The following is a 16,219-nucleotide window of genomic DNA, read 5'->3' as shown; positions in this document are numbered from 1 at the left end:
CGTCGTGAAATCACCATTATACAGTTAACGATCAAGCTCTTTACAACGACTCGTGAATCGGGGGACGAGTTCCCATCGACCGCATTGGGGGTACGATACATGACTGAAACGAGTTCACCATCACAGTCGACCGCACACCGGGATCACTACGCCGTCCAATACGATAGACTCGACGACGAACCGCTCAGCGTTACCGTCGCGGACGCCGTCGCAACGTACAAGGGGGTCGAGGTCACGGATCTCGAGCCGCTTCACTACTCGATCAACGCCGACGCGCTCGAGCGACTGTTCGAACCGCGGACGGACGGTCTCCGATCCAACGGCTCGGTGACGTTCGAGTACAGCGACTGTCTCGTCACGGTCACGGCGGACGGCGAGATCCGGGTTGCATCGGTCTGAGGCGCTGCCGAGTCCTTCTTCTCCGGGGCGGTCGTCCGATACCGACCGCGTCCGGGCCGGGATATCCCACAACGGTAAGCGGGTGGCGGCCCAAGCCAGCGCATGGCGAGTCGAATCCTCGTGCCGACCGACGGAAGCGACGCCGCGACGGCCGCCCTCGAACACGCGCTCGATATCGCGGCCGACCGGGAACTAACGGTCCACCTGCTTACGGTCGCGGACACGAACCAACCGAGCATCACGCGCCTCGGCACCGAGGTCGTCGACGCCCTCGAGCTGGAGGGTTCGGAGATCGTCTCGGACGCCGCCGAGCGAGCCGACGAACGGGGCGTCTCGTACGTGAAGGACGTCACCCAGGGCGACCCGCGGGACGTGATCGTCGAGTACGCGACCGGCGACGAGTTCGACCGCGTGGCGATGGGGACCCATGGTCGGCGCGGGCTCGGGGAGTACGTCCTCGGGAACGTCACCGATCACGTCGTGAACCGAAGCGACGTACCGGTCTTGACCGTTCGTGCGGCCGAGGACGCGAGGGCGACCTACCCCTACGAGAACGTGCTGGTACCGACCGACGGAAGCGACCACGCGACGGCCGCGCTCGAGGAAGCCGCGTCGATCGCCGCCGACTGCGGCGCGACCGTCCACCTGCTGTCTGTCGTCGACGAACTCCCGGAGGTCCTCGATACGGGGTCGGCCGCCCTCTCCGCGGGCGTTGAGGAGAACGTCCAGGCGGTCCTCGACGAGGCCGCGGCGACCGCCCGAGAAGCCGGTGTCGACGACGTGACGACGACGATCGCGTCGGGATCGGTCGCCCGGGAGATCACGGCCGCAGCCGACTCCACGGCCGCGGATCTCATCGTGATGGGGACCCACGGCCACACCGGTCTCGATCGACACCTGCTCGGCAGTTTCACCGAGCGGGTGATGCGTACCTCGCCGGTTCCGGTTCTCACGACACGCCTCGCTGCTGATCGGGACTGACTGCCCACGAGATACTGAAACGGGCTGAAATCACCGCCCTGAATCGGTTAGAAAAGGTACTAGTGTCTCGACTCTGAACCGGAAGGCAATGGTTCCCCAGACAGTACCCGCAGTGGTGATCGAACCGTGACCGAGCGCTCGCTGCCGTCGGCCGGGGACGTCCGGTCGGGACTCGGTAGCGTCCGGGCCGCACTCTCCCGGAACCGGCTCCGAGTCGCGTTCGTCGTCCTGATTCTCGTCTCGGCGGCCGTCGTCGCAAGCGCCGCGGGTGAGGGCGTCTCGACGGCGTCGAAGGCAGACGTCCCGGACGCCCCGCCAACCGATAACCACACGGTCGTCACCGAGTCCGGTCGCGCCGGCACGATCACGGCGTACCAGCCCAACGGCGAGGTCCTCTACTACAACAACTCGCGGACGAAGTACTTCGACGCCGATCCCGTCGAGGGCGATCCGTTGACCGTCGAGTACGCCGCGACGGATACCCTCCACACCGAGGGGCCCAACTGCGGCGCTCCGCCGTGTACGCGTAACGTTATCGAGCGCGCCGACCTCGAGACCGGCGAAGTCGAGGTCCTCTACGAGCGCTACGACTACAAGGAGTACGCCGGCGAGTGGCACGACGTCGACCGCATCAACGAGAGTCACTTCGTCGTCGCGGACATGGTCGCCGACCAGGTGTTCATCGTGAACACGGAAACCGAAGTCGTCGAGTGGCTCTGGGACGCACAAAGCGACTTCCCGCTCGAGGGCGGTCACTCCTGGCCCCGCGACTGGGCCCACATCAACGACGTCGAGTATATCGAGGAGGGTCAGATGGAAGGGCGCATCATGGCCAGCCTGCGCAATCAGGACCAGGTCGTCTTCCTCGACCGCGAGGAGGGACTGCTCGAGGACTGGACGCTCGGCAGCGAGAACGAGTACGACGTCCTCCACGAGCAGCACAACCCCGACTACATCCCCGAGAGTCAGGGCGGACCGGCGGTCCTCGTGGCGGACTCCGAGAACGCCCAGATCAAGGAGTTCCAGCGCGAGGACGGCGAGTGGACCCAGACCTGGCAGTGGGAGGACGATCGGATCCAGTGGCCCCGCGATGCCGATCGACTGCCCAACGGCAACACGCTGATCTCCGACACCCACGGCAACCGCGTCATCGAGGTCAACCAGTCGGGTGAGATCGTCTGGGAAGTCGGGTCGTCGCTCCCCTACGAGGCCGAACGCCTCGAGACCGGCGACGAAAGCGCGGGTGGGGAAAGCGCCCAGTCGCTCGGCCTCGAGAACCGCACCGCGGCCGACACCGGCGGAGGCGGCGGTGACGGCGGCGGTGGCTTCGGTTTCAACCCGCTCGCCTTCCTCGGCGATCTCATCGAGTCGATCCTGCCACACCGGATCTACAACGCCCTCCTGTTCGTGAGTCCGGTCTGGATGGGGTCGACCGAGTTCGCCGCCATCGGCGTCGCCCTCTTCTCGGGGCTGGCGTGGATCGCCCTCGAGATCAGGTGGAAGCTCCGGGACGCCGGCGTCCGGTTCCGGCTGCCGTTCTACCGGACCCGAAGCGAGTAGTCGATCGGAGCCGCGACCCGTCACGCGGTCTCAGAACTCCCCTCTCGTCTATTCTCTCTCGCTGTGTCACCGCTGCTCGCGTAATCTCTCGAGCGGCGACTACAGCGCTAACAGGTGCCCGCCGAGCAGGTACAGCGCCGCGAGGATCGACTGGAAGGACAGCGACCCGACCGCCGACAGGGCGAGAAACGCTTTCGCGTCCATCTCCGAGAGGCCCGCGGGGACGGTCAGCAGTCCGCGAACGAACAGCATCGTGTTGCTCACCGGGACCGCGATCGCACCCCAGCGGTCGAACCAGCCGTCGAACCGCTCGAGGCGCGACTCGGTGAGCGGGAACCACCGCTTCTGGAGGACGTACTCCCGACCCGCCCGCCGGACGAGGAGGAACAGGAGGAGCTGGCCGACCGTCGTTCCGACGACCGCGATCGCGACGATCGTGACCGCCTTCGGGATCGTCGACCCGATCAGCGCCAGCGCGGCCGGCACGACGAGTTCGCTCGGCATGAACCGCAACAGCATCGCTCCCTCGAGAACGCAGATTCCCAACAGGACGGCGAACGCGAGTTCCGACGTCAGCATCGACTCGAGCCAGGACGGCGTCCCCTCGAGTTGCAACGGACCCATTAGCGGTCCGTATTCGACCCCGAATGTAAGTCCTGTTGGTTCGGCCGATATAGTGATACATTAGTTACGAGAGCGATGGTCAGTGAACCGAAACCTATCTGGGGGCGGCGATCCAAGGAACGGGCGATGGAACTCGGGCGGGTCCTCTTTCTCACCGGCGCGTTCGCGACCCACGCGCTGGTCGGCTCCGCGCTCGTCGGCGGGTTCACCGACGCCGATCGGCGACTCGGGATCGTCTTCGGACTCCTGCCGGACGCCGATTTCCTCTTCCCGGCGGCGGTCGGCTGGCCGTTCGTCCACCGCGGGATCACCCACACGCCGCTGTTCGCGCTGACCGTCGTCGTCGGCTGCTACGCGATCGTCCGCGAACGGGCCGTCGCGGCCGCGGTCGCGCTCGCGATCGGGTCGCATCTGGCGATCGACTCGCTCTCGCCGAAGGGCATCGAGTGGCTGTTCCCGCTGCGAACCGACTGGAGCCCCGGCCTCGCGGTCCACGGACCGGCCGCGACGCTCCTGCTCTGGACCGCCTCGATCGGCCTGCTCCTGTGGCGCGCCGACGGCCGCCCGTCGCTGCGGTGAGGTTGGGTTGCCGGCTGCCGGACTGTGCGGTCACCACACCGCGACCAGCAGCGACGCCGACAGCGCGGCCGTCCCCGCGAGCAGGAACCCGCGGTTGATACGTTCGTGCTTCGATTTGAACCACTCGAGGGTGACGTGGGCCCGCCACAGCGGCGCGAAGGGACTGATCCCCATCGGCGTCACGATGTCGCCCGCGAGGTGTGCGAGGATCCCGCAGGAGCCGACCAGAAAGCCGAACGCGAACGCGGCCGGCGTCGCGGGGACGGCGATCGCGGTTCCGACGCCGGCGACCAGCCCGACGAGAACCGCGAACCAGACGGTGTGGGTCGGCCCGCGGTGGCTGATCCGCGGCAGCGGTTGGTCGAGGTCAGGGAGGTTCGCGGCGGCGAGGGCGACGACTGCACCGACAAGCGCCAACTCGAGCGACCAGCGGCCGCTGACGACCGGAACGAACGGGGCATACAGCAAGGCGTTGAACCCGGCGTGGCCGTCACGATACATTCGGACGCCAGTCGGCGACCGACGGCTATGACGCTGTCGGAGACGGGGCAGCCGTCGACGGTCTTTCCGGTCAGCGTAGCGCTCGGACGCCGAGAGACGACACCGACAGCCCGCCGATCAGGACGGGCATCCAGTAGATCGCGCCCCGGAAGATGAGGACGGCGGCGGTGATGACCGAGGCCGGGATCCCGGTCGTGGGGACAAGCAGGGTGACGAACGCGGCCTCGATCCCGCCGAGCCCGCCCGGCAGGGGCGCGGCCCCCGCGAGGTTCGCGAGCGGGATGACGAACAGCAACACGTACGGCGGGACGGAGTAGCCGAGCGCGGCAAAGGCCGCCGTGAGCGCGGCCACCTGAAAGAGCCAGCCACACAGCGACAGGCCGACGACCGCCGCCAGCCGCCAGCGGTCCGTCGCCACGCGCTCGATGTTCTCGAAGAAGCGGTCGAGCCGGTCCGCGATGTCCGCCTCGAGCGTATCCGACTGGAACCGCTCGATACCGAGTTTCCCGAGGCGGGGCGCGATGATCCCGGGGAGGCGGTCGATGATCGTCTCGTGATATCGCCAGACCAGTCCCATCGCGACGACGATGCCGGCGATCAGGACGATCGCGGAACTGACGGCCGTCTCGAGCGTCTCGCCGAGTGCGGCGGTCGTCGCGTAGTAGCCGACGCCGACGAGGATCAGCGAGATCGATGGGACCACGTTCAGGACGTCGACGCTGGCGATGCCGACCAGCCCCGTCTCGTAGCGGGCGTCGGAGACCTTCGAGATGAGCAGGGCGGCGACCGGCTCGCCGCCGGCCTGGCCGAACGGGGTGACGTTGTTGGCGAAGACGGCACCCGAGTAAACGAGGAAGGACTTGCCCACCGGCACGTCGACGCCCAGGGCGGCGAGTACCGTCCGGAGCATCAGGCTCCAGGCGACCAGCCATCCCAGCGCGAACGCGAAGGTCGCGACGACCAGCGAAGGCTTCGCCGACAGCAGCGAATCGACGATATCACGCGCACCGACGGCGAAAAACAGGACTGCGAAGATCGCGATCGTCCCGACGGCGCCGACGAGAAACGCGCGTCGATTTCGCTCGTCCATGGCTGGTATGAATCGTCACCGAACTTGAAACGTCTGATCGACGTTCGCGACCGCTCGCTGTCGCGCGAGCTACCGTTCAATCGATTTATTGGGATGGAGGGAGGTGTCCCGGGTAATGGATACGACCTCCCAGTCGAACGTCCTCTTCGTCGTGCTGGATACGGTCCGGAAGGACCACCTCGAGCCCTACGGCTACGAGCGGTCGACGACGCCGGCACTCTCCCGGTTCGCCGAGGAAGCGACCGTCTTCGAGTCGGCGGTCGCCCCCGCCCCGTGGACCCTCCCGGTACACGCCTCGCTGTTTACCGGGCTCTACCCGAGCGAACACGGGGCCGATCAGGGAAGTCCGTACCTCGACGACGCCACGACGCTCGCGTCGTCGCTGTCGGCGGCCGGCTACGATACGGCCTGTTACTCCTCGAACGCCTGGATCACGCCCTATACGAGCCTGACCGACGGCTTCGACCGGCAGGACTCCTTCTTCGAGGTCCTGCCCGGCGACGTCCTCTCGGGGCCGCTGGCCAGCGCGTGGCAGGCCGTCAACGACAACGCCTACCTCCGCGAACTGGCGTCGTCGATCGTCCACATCGGGGCCAAGGCCCACGCCAAACTGGCAAGCGGCGAGGGGGCCGACTCGAAGACGCCGTCGGTCATCGACCGGACGAAGTCCTTCATCGACGAGAGCGACAGCGACGAGGGCTGGTTCGGCTTTATCAATCTGATGGACGCTCACCTGCCGTACTACCCGCCCGCGGAGTACCGCGAGGAGTTTGCACCGGGGGTCGACCCCAGTGAGGTCTGCCAGAACTCGAAGGAGTACAACTCCGGAGCCCGCGAGATCGACGACGCGGAGTTCGACGACATTCGCGGGCTTTACGACGCCGAGATCGCCCACATGGACGCCGAACTCGGCCGACTGTTCGACTGGCTGCGCGAGACAGACCAATGGGACGACACGACAGTCGTGGTCTGTGCCGACCACGGCGAACTCCACGGCGAACACGACCTCTACGGCCACGAGTTCGCCCTCTACGACCAGCTGATCAACGTCCCGCTGCTGGTCAAACACCCCGACCTCGAGGCCGACCGACGCGACGATCTCGTCGAGTTACTCGATTGCTACCATACGGTCCTCGACGCGGTTGGCGTCGATCCCGCAGCCACGGTCGGGACGACCGGCGACGATGCACCCGTTCCCCGCGACCCGACCCGGTCGCTGCTCTCGAGCGAGTACCGCACCTTCGAGGGCGCGAGCGAGCCCGACCCCGGCCAGCGGGCCGTCATCGAGGGCGACGCGGCGTCCGATGACGCCTCGAGCGACGACTACGCGTTCGTCGAGTACGCACAGCCGGTCATCGAACTCCACCACCTAGAGGAGAAAGCCAGCGAGGCGGGGATCGAGCTACCGGACGATCATCGCGCGTACTCGCGCCTGCGTGCGGCCCGCAGCACCGACGCCAAGTATGTCCGCGCGGATCGGATCCCCGACGAAGGGTACCGGCTCGACGAGGACCCGGCCGAGGAGTCGCCCATCGATCCCGACGACGATGCGGTCGTCGCGGCGACCGAGCGGGCGCTGGCCCGCTTCGAGGACGCGGTCGGCGGCGCGTGGGACGATCCCAGCGAGGCCGATCCCGACGAGGCCGACGCGCTGGCCGAAGCCGACGAGGAGACCCAGGAGCGACTGCGCGAACTCGGCTACCTCGAGTGACCGCTTCGGTCGCCGTCCGCAGCGGCGGACGATACGCGGACGTACAGTGACTGAAACACCGGAACTGACGGGTTACGGTGACTTTCCGGGAACCAATAAGAATACGTAGGTCGACTCGAAAGGTTGCCGCAACTAATGGAGGACCAGCACTTCCTCGAGTCCGATTGGGACTACTGTCTCGTGCTGGATGCGTGTCGGTACGACGTATTCAGCGAGGTATACGATGACTACCTCGACGGAACGCTGGAGAAACGATGGAGCGTCGGCTCGTCGACGCCGGAGTGGGCCTATCGGACCTTTCAGGACGATCACGACATCGCCTACTTCTCGGGGAACCCATTTATCAACGACTTGGGGATTCCGCTGAACGAACTCAAGTGGGGGGCCAGTTGCGACTACGAGTGGACGGCCTCCGACCACATCAGCGACATCCACGACGTCTGGAAGTCCGGCTGGGACGACGATCTCGGAACGGTGCCGCCGGACAGCCTCGCCGAGGCCTACTACGACAATCAGGACGCCGTCGAGCGGGCCGATCGAACGGTACTCCACTATATGCAGCCCCACGCGCCGTATCTCTCCCGCGGGAAGGGCCAGAAGCTCAAACAGATCCAGAAGGGCATCCGGAAACAGGAGGAAGCCGAACAGGGCGACGGCGACGCTGGCGGCGGCGCGCTCTCGTCGCTCGGGGACACGATCCGACCGAAAGTCGAGGACAAACTCGAGGGCAGCGAACTCGCCCAGAAGGCGGGACTCTGGCTCGAACTCGATCCGGCCGATCTCGTCAAGAACGGCACCCGGGAGGCGGCGCTGGAGCTGTACGAGGAGAACCTCCGTATCGCGCTGGAGTCGGTCGCCGAACTGATCCCGGAACTGGACGGCACGGTCATCGTGACCGCCGACCACGGCGAAGCGTTCGGGGAGGAAGGGGTCTGGGAACACCACATCGAGACGCACATCCCGCCGCTGATGGAGGTGCCCTGGCTCGAGGTCGAGTAGTCAGTGGGGACGATCGGCGAATCGGATCGGGAAACGAAGGGGACGACAGCCACAGGGAGTCGGGCATGAAGATCAGCCACTACTTCGAACTCGAAGACCACGTCACCGGGGGCATCAGCGAGTCCGTCGCCCACCAGCGGGCGATGCTCGACCAACTGGGGCTGCAGTACACGACCGAACCGACCCTCGAGGCCGACGTGTTTCACTGCAACCTCATGGGCCCGCGTTCGGTCTGGTACGCCCGGCGGGCCCGCTCGAAGGGGGTGCCGGTCGTCGCGAACACCCACGTCACCGCCGAGGACTTCGGCGACAGCTTTCGCTTCACGAACGCGCTCGCCAAACCGCTGAAACCGTACCTGCGGTGGGCCTACGGGCTGGCCGACGCTCTGGTCTGTCCCTCCGACTACAATCGGGAACTGATCGAGGACTACACCGACACCCCGACGACCGTCATCTCGAACGGCGTCGATCGCGGGAAACTCGAGGGATTCGAGTCCCTCGAGGCCGAGTACCGCGACCGATACGATCTCGAGTCGCCGACCGTCTTCCTGGTCGGCCACGTCATCAAGCGCAAGGGACTCGAGACGTTCGTCGAGCTGGCGCGACGGCTGCCCGACATGGACTTCGCGTGGTTCGGGCCGCTCGATCTCTCCCTGAAGGGCCGGGAGACGACGCAACTGATCGAGAACGCCCCGGACAACTGCACGTTCACCGGCTTCATCGACGACATCCGGGGGGCCTACGCGGCGGGCGATATCTTCTGTTTTCCGACCCACGAGGAAAACGAGGGGATCGCGCTGCTCGAGGCGATGGCCGCCGGCAAACCGGTGCTGGTCCGGGACATCGAGACGTTCTCGTGGCTCGAGGACGGCGCGGACTGTCTCAAGGCGTCGGGCGACGGCGTCGCGCCGTTCGTCGACGCCCTCGAGCGACTCCGGGATCCGGACCTCCGGGACCGACTCGGATCGAACGCGGCCGACCGCAGCGAGGCGTTCTCGCTCGAGGCGGTCGCGAACCAGTACCAGTCGCTGTACGCGGAGGTGGCAACATGAAGATCGGATTTTTCACGGACAGTTACTTTCCCGAGATCGACGGCGTAACGTATACGATCAAACTGTGGCGCGAGGAGTTAGAGCGGAAGGGACACGAGGTCTACGTCATTTATCCCGATGGCGACTACGACCCCGGCGAGCGCGAGGTTCCCGTCAAATCGGTGTCGAACCCGTTCTACCCCGGCTATCGGATTCCCCTCACTCGGCGGCCGTCGATGCTGCCCGATCTCGACGTCGTCCACTGTCATGGGCCGGCCCCTATCGGTCTGTTGGGTCGGTACTATGCCCGCAAACACGACCTGCCGTCGATCTATACGCACCACACCCCTCTCGAGGAGTACTTCCACCAGAACGTCAAGTTCGAGTCGGTCGCAAACGCCCTCTCGAAACTGTACGTCCCCTTCGAGAACGCCTTCCTCGAGGGATTCGACATCGTCACCGCCTCGACCGAGCGGATCGACCGGAACGTCGAACACGTCCAGCTCCCGGTCGGCATCGATATGGACTTTTTCCAGCGGACCGACGAAGACTGGTACCCCGACCGAACGGTGATCGGCTACAGCGGCCGGCTCAGTATGGAGAAAAACGTCAGCGAGATCCTCCGGGCCGCCGAGAAACTGCCCGAGTACGACTTCGTGATCGTCGGTGACGGGCCGTACAGGGCCCCCCTCGAGCGGGACGCCCCTGACAACGTCGAGGTCCGTGGATTCCTCCCGCGCGAGGACCTGCCGACCTTCTACTCCTCGATCGACGTCTTCCTGACCGCCTCGACCGCCGACACCCTCGGGCTCTCGACGCTCGAGGCCAACGCCTGTGGCACCCCCGTCGCGGCCACCGACGTGTTGCCGTTCGAGCAGACAATTGGCGCTGACAACGGCGAGCGGTTCGCCTACGGCGACCTCGAGGCGATGGTCGACGCCATCGAGACCTGTCTCGAGACCGACCGCGACACCCGTGCGGCGGTCGAACGCTACTCCGTCGAGTACACGATGGAACACTTAGAGCAGTTGTATCACAACGTGCCGCTGTCGAAAGACGAGTCGCCTGTCGACGCCGACGCGCCGTGGCGCTTCTCCGACGAAGAACGGAGCTAGCCGGGACACCCATCGCTTCGACCCGCACCCCTTTCGAGACCCGCCGAAATCGATCTCGGGCGGTCGGAGGACGTTCGGCTGATCCCAGACGGCGCGTTCGATACGACCCGGTCGTGACCGGCGATGGAACGGCCGTGATCGACACGATACTCGATCGGCTTCTCGAGGCCCACGATCGGGAAGGCCGAAGTGGCTGCCGCCGGTAGTGTCGTCCATGTTTACCGACGACCGGGACCGACCCGAGACGGGTGGTCGACCGTGACCGACGGCAGACTCTCACGCCTCCGACGCCGCCTCGACGCGGCGGTCCGGGAGCGACTCGAGGGGGTTCGCTGGTGGTACGCGCTGCGGTTCGGCGGTGCCCCGCGGTGTGCGGAATGTGGCGATGAGGCGGCCTGGATCGCCGAAACTGAGGGCGAGCCGCGCTGTTTCAAACACATCCCGAGCGAGGGGATGGCGGCCATCCGCGACGTCCGGCCGGCGGACTGTTTCACCGACTGGAGCGAGGATCACGGCGACGCCTGATCGCGGTCGTTTCGGCGGCCGATAGCGATACCGTGTCTACCCCGAGCCGTCGGATCACCGACACCGTGACGGCCACGACGAGGACGAGAACCACGGTGCCGCCGACGACGTTCGTGCCGATACCGACGTCTGGAAACTGGGATATCAGCTCGGATCCATCGTCTAGGAGCGGACAGTCGCTCGAGACACTATTTGCTAGGGGCCGGATCGCGTCGAAAAGACCGCAGAACCCGCCCGGATGGGCACAGGGGGACGGCCGCCGGGCGGAAACGGGACAAGATTGGGGTGGATGCTGATTGGATCGTCACTGTCGCGCGGGGAACGCGACGGTGAAGATGTTCGGCGAACTGATTATCAATCTCGTTCCGATTCCAAGGAACTCGGAATCGTCCCAGTGGCCACTGCAACTATCGTCCCCGCTCAGCGGTCCAAAGGCGTCGGCCATCACACTCGAGAGCAGGGACTACTCCGGACCGAACGCGTCTTGCAGCGGGATCACTCGGCTTCGACTCGTGTCTCCGTGAGAAGTATGTCCGGCTATCTGACGGCGTCGCTACTCACTCCGTTCGTAGCTGCGTTGTGAAAATGCCCGGGGAGGGCTCCGAACCCTCGATCTCCGCATGTCCCAGGTTCGAGGCTCGGCAGTCCTCTATGGGACACGGAGGCTTCCAAGGCGAAACCGCACCGAATCTCTGAACCCTATGAGTGCGGCGCTATGTCCAGCTAAGCCACCCGGGCTCAGTTACGGATAGTGCGGTCCGTTTCTTTAACCTTCTCATTCGAATCCGGCGTGCAACGTGGACCCACGGATTTATCACACGGTGTTACGAAGGGCGCGGCATGAGCGTTCCCGGCATCGTCGACGCTTCTCTCGATGGCGAGGAGATCGCGGCGCGAGTCTCTCTTGGCAGTGACGACGAACTCTTCATCACGCCGACGAGGACCATCGTCTACCGTGCCGACGGCCTCCTGAGCGACGAATCGGCCGACGAATACCCCCACGACGCCGACCGGCTGACCATCTCCGAGGGCCGGCGAAAGACCAAGTTCGCCCTCGAGTACGCCCTCGAGGGCGAGCGGGAATTCGCTGTTCCCGCGAAAAAGACCGACGACGTCCTCCACCCCGTACTGGCGGGCGTGTTAAACGGCAACGGGATCACCGATCCCGGCGAGACGGTCGTCAAGACCTACCGTTTCAGCGAACTGACGCTGATCGTCACGAGCGACCGTCTGGTCAAACACATCGGCGGCGCAGTCTGGGACGGCGACTACGAGGAGTATCGTTTCGAGGACGTGACGAACCTGACCTTCGAGGACGGCAGCGTCGCCACTCAGATCGTCCTGACGGTTGACGGCCGCCCACAGCGGATCAAGGCCCCCAACGAGGAGGCAAACGACCTCCGGGAACGGCTCCAGCGGGCGCTGTTCGACTACCACGACGTCGAGTCGCTCGAGGAGTTTAACCTGACCGTCGGTGACGACGAGGACGAGGCGGCAACCGACGAGGGATCGATGGACTTCGGCGGCGGGGTCGATCCGCTGGACGCCGATCCGCCCGAACCGGAGGACCGCGAGACGGCGGGGACCGGCGACGCCGGCGGGACCGGGTCGGCGGATCCCCTCGCCGACGGGGCGGCGGACGACGCCGCCGCGAGCGGGTCGGCGTCGACGGGGGCCGCGGCCGGCAGCGGATCGGCGGCCCAGTCGGCGACTCGCGGGGCGACCGGCGACGGGCGTGTCGACGCCGGCTCGTCGGAGCAAAGCCGTGCTGAAACCGGGTCGGTCTTCGAGTCGGCGAGCGACGCCGAGTCGGCCGCCGAGGCGACCGGGCAGACGCAGCGACCGCCGACCGAAACGGATCCCGAACTCCTCGAGCGGATCGAGTCCCTCGAGGCGGCGGTCGAACGGCAAAGCGAGATCATCGAGCGACAGGAGGAGACGATCGAGCAGTTGATCGCGGAACTCCGGCAGGGCCGTTAGTCGTCCCGGCCGGTCACTTTTCGGATACACGAGGAGCCGAAGGGGCCGAGTTCGCCCGCCTCGAGGTCGATGAAGTAGCCCGTCTTCAGCCCCGAGCCACAGCGCCGACACGAGAAGTCACCGTCTTTCGTGATGACGTCCCGCTCGAAGCGGACGTACTGACGGCTCTTGGGTCGGATGATTCCGTCCTCGCGTTCGATGATCCCGTGGAGTTCGGCCCGATCGAGGATCGTTCTGGTCACCGTCGGATCGGACGTGACCGTCTCGATCCGATCGACGGCGTCGGGCAGCGGCAACTGGTCGTGTTCGAGACGGGCCAACAGTGCGAGTCCGCGTTCGACGCGGTCGTCGTCGATCTCGACGTCCTCGAGCGGGTCCCCCTCGTTCGGCATTCGTCCGTGGTGACGGCTCGCAGCGAATAAACGTTGTTCCTCTCGGTCCCGCGGCTCTGCGCCTCCCGCGGGGGCAGTCGATCCCGTTCTCAGACCGTGGGAATCCGCCGGCCGTTGATACCGTCCGTTCCCTCCGTTCCAAGGGAAGACGGCACACGGACCGGGGGCGACCCCGGGAGTGACAGACACATGACTGGAACGAGCGTCGACGCGACCGACCAGCGGACGACCCGGAACGGTAAGCGCAACGCCGCTCCCGAGCGGGAGCGATCGGAGTGTCCGGAGTGTACCGGCCGGATCGCCGACGACGAGGAACGCGGCGAGCGAGCCTGTGTCGACTGCGGGCTCGTTCTCGATGCCGACGGGATCGATTACGGACCGGAGTGGCGACGCTTCGACGACGGCGACGACCGGCGTCGGGTCGGCGCGCCGGTCACGGCGCGCAAACACGACAAGGGCCTCAGCACGACGATCGGCTGGCAGGACGAGGACGCGTACGGGAACCGCATCTCGGGGCGGAAACGCCGCCGACTCCAGCGACTGCGGACCTGGAACGAACGGTTCACCTCGAAGAACGCCGGCGAACGGAACCTCAAACAGGCACTCGGCGAGATCGAGCGCATGGCGTCGGCGCTCGGCCTCCCGGACCCGTGTCGCGAGACGGCCGGCGTCATCTACCGCCGGGCGCTCGACGAAGAGCTGTTGCCGGGCCGGTCGATCGAGGCGATGGCGACGGCCTGTCTGTACGCGGCCGCCCGCCAGCAGGGCACCCCGCGGACGCTCGTCGCGTTCGCGTCGGTCAGCCGGGTCGAGAAACTGCCCGTCCAACGGGCCTATCGCTATCTCTCGAGCGAGCTGGGGCTCAAAATCGAGCCCGCCGACCCGATCCACTACCTCCCGCAGTACGCCTCCGAACTGGGCGTCGGCGACGAGACCGAACGCCTCGCCCGGAAGATCCTCGAGGCGGCAAAGGACCGGGACCTCCACAGCGGGCGGAGCCCGGCCGGACTGGCTGCGGCGGCGATCTACGGGGCGGGTCGGCTAACCGACGAGGGACTCACACAGGAACGGATCGGCGAGGAAACCGGTGTCAGCGGTGTCACGGTCCGGAACCGCTACCGCGAACTACTGGACGCCTACGGGGCGACCCGTGATCGATAGATGACCGGGAACGACCGCCCGGTTCTCGAGGTGCTGGCTGCAGACGGGCCGCTCGCTGTCGTCGATCTCGCCGCGGCGATCGACGCTCATCCGGTGACGGTCGATCACGTCTGTGACCGACTCTACGAGCGGGACGAGGTTCGACTGATCGGCGGCCAGCGGTACGAGATCACGGCCGCGGGTCGGCGGCGGCTCGCGGACGAGACGCCGGTCGCGACCGACCCGGACGTTCGGACGGGAACGGAAAGTCGTCCCTGACTGCTCGCGACAGCGGCCGGCGGTTGCAGTGTGTTCTCCGAGGACTCGAGCGAACGGGGAGCAGTGCCTCGAGACCGGCCGCGATCGGATCGGATCAGCCCTCGTAGCCCGCGTAGGACATGAGGTCGGCGAAGACGTCGGTGTCCATCGCGTCCCGGTAGACGATGCCGTTGACCATGCCGCCGGGGTAGGAGTCGCCGTTCATCGCGTGGTTGACCTTGTGACAGTGCATGAGGTAGATGCCGGGGTCGGCATTGGCCTCGAACTCGACGGTGTGACGTTCTGCAGGCGCGATGTTGGTGACGTCCTGTTCGTACTGAGCCGCCTCGGGGAGCTGGCCGCCGTCTTTCTCGATCAGCCGGAAGCGGTGGTTGTGCGTGTGCATCGGGTGAGACATGTAGCCCGCGTTGACCATGTGGAGGCGGACGGTGTCGCCGTGGTCGACGATGATCGGGGAGCCCTCCTCGGGGTGGAGCGTCCGCGGGAGGCTCTTGCCGTTGATCGTGAACACGTCGGGGTTGCGGTTCCGGGGACTGTAGTCGACGTCCTCGCCGGCGAACTGGCGGTTGACTCGCGAATCCCAGTCTTTCAGCGTGAAGAAGTACTCCTTGTCGGCGGGCTCGTACCCCTTCGGATCGACGCGGAAGATACCGTACATCCCCATGTCGATGTGGCGATGGGTCTGGTAGTGGCAGTGATAGAGGTGCGTTCCCGGGACGTTCGCGGGGATCGTGTAGGTGTGTTTCTCGCCGGGGTTGACCGTGATGCCCGTCGTCGTCGGGACGCCGTCGTTCTCCCAGGTCTTCTGTGCCCCGTGAAAGTGCAGCGTGTGCGGGTGATCGTTGCCCGTGTTGTCGAGGGTTACTTCGATGTCGTTGCCCTCCGTCGTCCGGAGGATCGGGCCGGGAACGCTGGGTTCGCCGTCGTCGGCCTTGAAGGCCCAGACCCGCGGCAGTTCTACCGGTCCGCCCATCGAGTCCATCGGGTGGACCGCGTGTTGGGCCGATACCGACTGCAGCGTCACGCTCCCGCCCTGCTCGTCGACCTGGACGACCTCCGGGGAACTCGTCCACGGCAGGTCGGGTTCCGACCCCGCGGACTTCGAGGACGGCTCCTCGGAGCCGGCGTCTCCCTGAGAGCCCCGGCCCACACAGCCGGCCATGCCGGTCAGTGCCGCCACGCCACCGGTTGCAGCAACGAATTCGCGTCGCGATAGCCCCAGTCCGGGTGCGCCGATTCGATCACTCATGACAGCTCGTGCTAAGAATAGCCGGCGTATAACGGGGTCAATCGGTTCTTACCGGCCGAGAAGA

General features: G+C 66.2%; 17 protein-coding genes and 1 tRNA gene. 12 read left to right on the top strand and 6 right to left on the bottom strand.

Annotation, left to right across the window (positions count from 1 at the left end; genetic code table 11):
- Positions 1-99: 99 nt before the first annotated feature.
- The 3 genes from ddfA (at position 100) to NP511_RS19980 (ending at position 2,940) form a co-directional block, all read left to right on the top strand.
- Positions 100-399 (top strand): DdfA family disk-determining factor, encoded by a 300-nt coding sequence (gene ddfA, locus NP511_RS19990; protein ID WP_006651211.1) that lies wholly within the window; start codon positions 100-102, stop codon positions 397-399.
- Between the two features lie 102 nt (positions 400-501).
- Complete coding sequence (locus NP511_RS19985) at positions 502-1,380, top strand: universal stress protein (protein ID WP_049966829.1); 879 nt, start codon at positions 502-504, stop codon at positions 1,378-1,380.
- 126 nt (positions 1,381-1,506) lie between these two features.
- A complete protein-coding gene (locus NP511_RS19980; protein WP_049966828.1) occupies positions 1,507-2,940 on the top strand; it encodes an aryl-sulfate sulfotransferase in 1,434 nt (477 codons plus the stop codon).
- A 99-nt stretch (positions 2,941-3,039) separates the two neighbouring features.
- Here the strand turns inward: NP511_RS19980 and NP511_RS19975 are convergent, their stop codons facing one another.
- Complete coding sequence (locus NP511_RS19975) at positions 3,040-3,564, bottom strand: DedA family protein (protein WP_049966827.1); 525 nt, start codon at positions 3,562-3,564, stop codon at positions 3,040-3,042.
- A gap of 126 nt (positions 3,565-3,690) precedes the next feature.
- Between NP511_RS19975 and NP511_RS19970 the strand changes: the two genes are divergently transcribed.
- The gene (locus tag NP511_RS19970) at positions 3,691-4,143 is read left to right on the top strand and encodes a metal-dependent hydrolase (RefSeq protein WP_049966826.1); all 453 of its coding nucleotides are present in this window, start codon (positions 3,691-3,693) and stop codon (positions 4,141-4,143) included.
- Positions 4,144-4,173: 30 nt separating this feature from the next.
- On the opposite strand, the gene NP511_RS19965 is transcribed toward NP511_RS19970, so the two are convergent.
- Together NP511_RS19965 and NP511_RS19960 are read right to left on the bottom strand one after the other, a co-directional pair.
- Positions 4,174-4,644 (bottom strand): metal-dependent hydrolase, encoded by a 471-nt coding sequence (locus NP511_RS19965; protein WP_049966825.1) that lies wholly within the window; start codon positions 4,642-4,644, stop codon positions 4,174-4,176.
- Positions 4,645-4,714: 70 nt separating this feature from the next.
- On the bottom strand, positions 4,715-5,734 hold the full coding sequence (locus NP511_RS19960) for a lysylphosphatidylglycerol synthase transmembrane domain-containing protein (RefSeq protein ID WP_049966824.1): 1,020 nt from the start codon (positions 5,732-5,734) through the stop codon (positions 4,715-4,717).
- A gap of 115 nt (positions 5,735-5,849) precedes the next feature.
- Between NP511_RS19960 and NP511_RS19955 the strand changes: the two genes are divergently transcribed.
- The 5 genes from NP511_RS19955 to NP511_RS19935 all read left to right on the top strand — a co-directional run bounded on the left by NP511_RS19955 (position 5,850) and on the right by NP511_RS19935 (position 11,115).
- The gene (locus NP511_RS19955; RefSeq protein WP_049966823.1) at positions 5,850-7,445 is read left to right on the top strand and encodes a sulfatase; all 1,596 of its coding nucleotides are present in this window, start codon (positions 5,850-5,852) and stop codon (positions 7,443-7,445) included.
- Positions 7,446-7,580: 135 nt separating this feature from the next.
- The gene (locus tag NP511_RS19950; protein ID WP_049966822.1) at positions 7,581-8,444 is read left to right on the top strand and encodes a hypothetical protein; all 864 of its coding nucleotides are present in this window, start codon (positions 7,581-7,583) and stop codon (positions 8,442-8,444) included.
- 65 nt (positions 8,445-8,509) lie between these two features.
- Positions 8,510-9,496, top strand: coding sequence for a glycosyltransferase family 4 protein (locus tag NP511_RS19945; protein ID WP_049966821.1), 987 nt, complete (start codon positions 8,510-8,512; stop codon positions 9,494-9,496).
- Positions 9,493-10,590, top strand: coding sequence for a glycosyltransferase (locus NP511_RS19940; protein WP_006651201.1), 1,098 nt, complete (start codon positions 9,493-9,495; stop codon positions 10,588-10,590). The genes NP511_RS19945 and NP511_RS19940 overlap by 4 nt, the downstream gene beginning before the upstream one ends.
- Before the next feature lie 258 nt (positions 10,591-10,848).
- On the top strand, positions 10,849-11,115 hold the full coding sequence (locus tag NP511_RS19935; RefSeq protein WP_006651200.1) for a hypothetical protein: 267 nt from the start codon (positions 10,849-10,851) through the stop codon (positions 11,113-11,115).
- A 586-nt stretch (positions 11,116-11,701) separates the two neighbouring features.
- Here the strand turns inward: NP511_RS19935 and NP511_RS19930 are convergent.
- Positions 11,702-11,853 (bottom strand) — tRNA-Met (locus NP511_RS19930).
- Between the two features lie 102 nt (positions 11,854-11,955).
- Between NP511_RS19930 and NP511_RS19925 the strand changes: the two genes are divergently transcribed.
- Positions 11,956-13,095, top strand: a complete 1,140-nt coding sequence (locus tag NP511_RS19925; RefSeq protein WP_049966820.1) for a DUF7115 domain-containing protein — start codon at positions 11,956-11,958, stop codon at positions 13,093-13,095.
- On the opposite strand, the gene NP511_RS19920 is transcribed toward NP511_RS19925, so the two are convergent.
- Entirely contained in the window at positions 13,092-13,487 is a 396-nt protein-coding gene (locus NP511_RS19920) for a DUF5830 family protein (protein ID WP_049966819.1), read from the bottom strand. The two genes, NP511_RS19925 and NP511_RS19920, sit on opposite strands and share 4 nt — an antisense overlap.
- A gap of 189 nt (positions 13,488-13,676) precedes the next feature.
- Between NP511_RS19920 and NP511_RS19915 the strand changes: the two genes are divergently transcribed.
- Together NP511_RS19915 and NP511_RS19910 are read left to right on the top strand one after the other, a co-directional pair.
- Entirely contained in the window at positions 13,677-14,648 is a 972-nt protein-coding gene (locus tag NP511_RS19915) for a transcription initiation factor IIB (RefSeq protein WP_049966818.1), read from the top strand.
- Positions 14,649-14,906 (top strand): hypothetical protein, encoded by a 258-nt coding sequence (locus NP511_RS19910; RefSeq protein WP_049966817.1) that lies wholly within the window; start codon positions 14,649-14,651, stop codon positions 14,904-14,906.
- Positions 14,907-15,000: 94 nt separating this feature from the next.
- Here NP511_RS19910 and NP511_RS19905 read toward each other — a convergent pair whose 3' ends face one another.
- Positions 15,001-16,155: a multicopper oxidase domain-containing protein gene (locus tag NP511_RS19905; protein ID WP_049966816.1), complete on the bottom strand. Its 1,155-nt coding sequence runs from the start codon at positions 16,153-16,155 to the stop codon at positions 15,001-15,003.
- Between the last annotated feature and the right edge of the window lie 64 nt (positions 16,156-16,219).

Source organism: Natrinema thermotolerans (genome assembly GCF_031165565.1).
Taxonomy (GTDB): domain Archaea; phylum Halobacteriota; class Halobacteria; order Halobacteriales; family Natrialbaceae; genus Natrinema; species Natrinema thermotolerans.
The sequence above is the reverse complement of the archived record's forward strand: the minus strand, read 5'-3'. Positions and strand labels throughout refer to the sequence as shown.

Bases quoted from the DNA above. Each gene is read 5' to 3' on its own strand.
- ddfA (WP_006651211.1), top strand. From the start codon at position 100: ATGACTGAAACGAGTTCACCATCACAGTCGACCGCACACCGGGATCAC.
- NP511_RS19985 (WP_049966829.1), top strand. From the start codon at position 502: ATGGCGAGTCGAATCCTCGTGCCGACCGACGGAAGCGACGCCGCGACG.
- NP511_RS19975 (WP_049966827.1), bottom strand. From the start codon at position 3,564: ATGGGTCCGTTGCAACTCGAGGGGACGCCGTCCTGGCTCGAGTCGATG.
- NP511_RS19970 (WP_049966826.1), top strand. From the start codon at position 3,691: ATGGAACTCGGGCGGGTCCTCTTTCTCACCGGCGCGTTCGCGACCCAC.
- NP511_RS19965 (WP_049966825.1), bottom strand. From the start codon at position 4,644: ATGTATCGTGACGGCCACGCCGGGTTCAACGCCTTGCTGTATGCCCCG.
- NP511_RS19960 (WP_049966824.1), bottom strand. From the start codon at position 5,734: ATGGACGAGCGAAATCGACGCGCGTTTCTCGTCGGCGCCGTCGGGACG.
- NP511_RS19955 (WP_049966823.1), top strand. From the start codon at position 5,850: ATGGATACGACCTCCCAGTCGAACGTCCTCTTCGTCGTGCTGGATACG.
- NP511_RS19950 (WP_049966822.1), top strand. From the start codon at position 7,581: ATGGAGGACCAGCACTTCCTCGAGTCCGATTGGGACTACTGTCTCGTG.
- NP511_RS19945 (WP_049966821.1), top strand. From the start codon at position 8,510: ATGAAGATCAGCCACTACTTCGAACTCGAAGACCACGTCACCGGGGGC.
- NP511_RS19940 (WP_006651201.1), top strand. From the start codon at position 9,493: ATGAAGATCGGATTTTTCACGGACAGTTACTTTCCCGAGATCGACGGC.
- NP511_RS19925 (WP_049966820.1), top strand. From the start codon at position 11,956: ATGAGCGTTCCCGGCATCGTCGACGCTTCTCTCGATGGCGAGGAGATC.
- NP511_RS19920 (WP_049966819.1), bottom strand. From the start codon at position 13,487: ATGCCGAACGAGGGGGACCCGCTCGAGGACGTCGAGATCGACGACGAC.
- NP511_RS19915 (WP_049966818.1), top strand. From the start codon at position 13,677: ATGACTGGAACGAGCGTCGACGCGACCGACCAGCGGACGACCCGGAAC.
- NP511_RS19910 (WP_049966817.1), top strand. From the start codon at position 14,649: ATGACCGGGAACGACCGCCCGGTTCTCGAGGTGCTGGCTGCAGACGGG.
- NP511_RS19905 (WP_049966816.1), bottom strand. From the start codon at position 16,155: ATGAGTGATCGAATCGGCGCACCCGGACTGGGGCTATCGCGACGCGAA.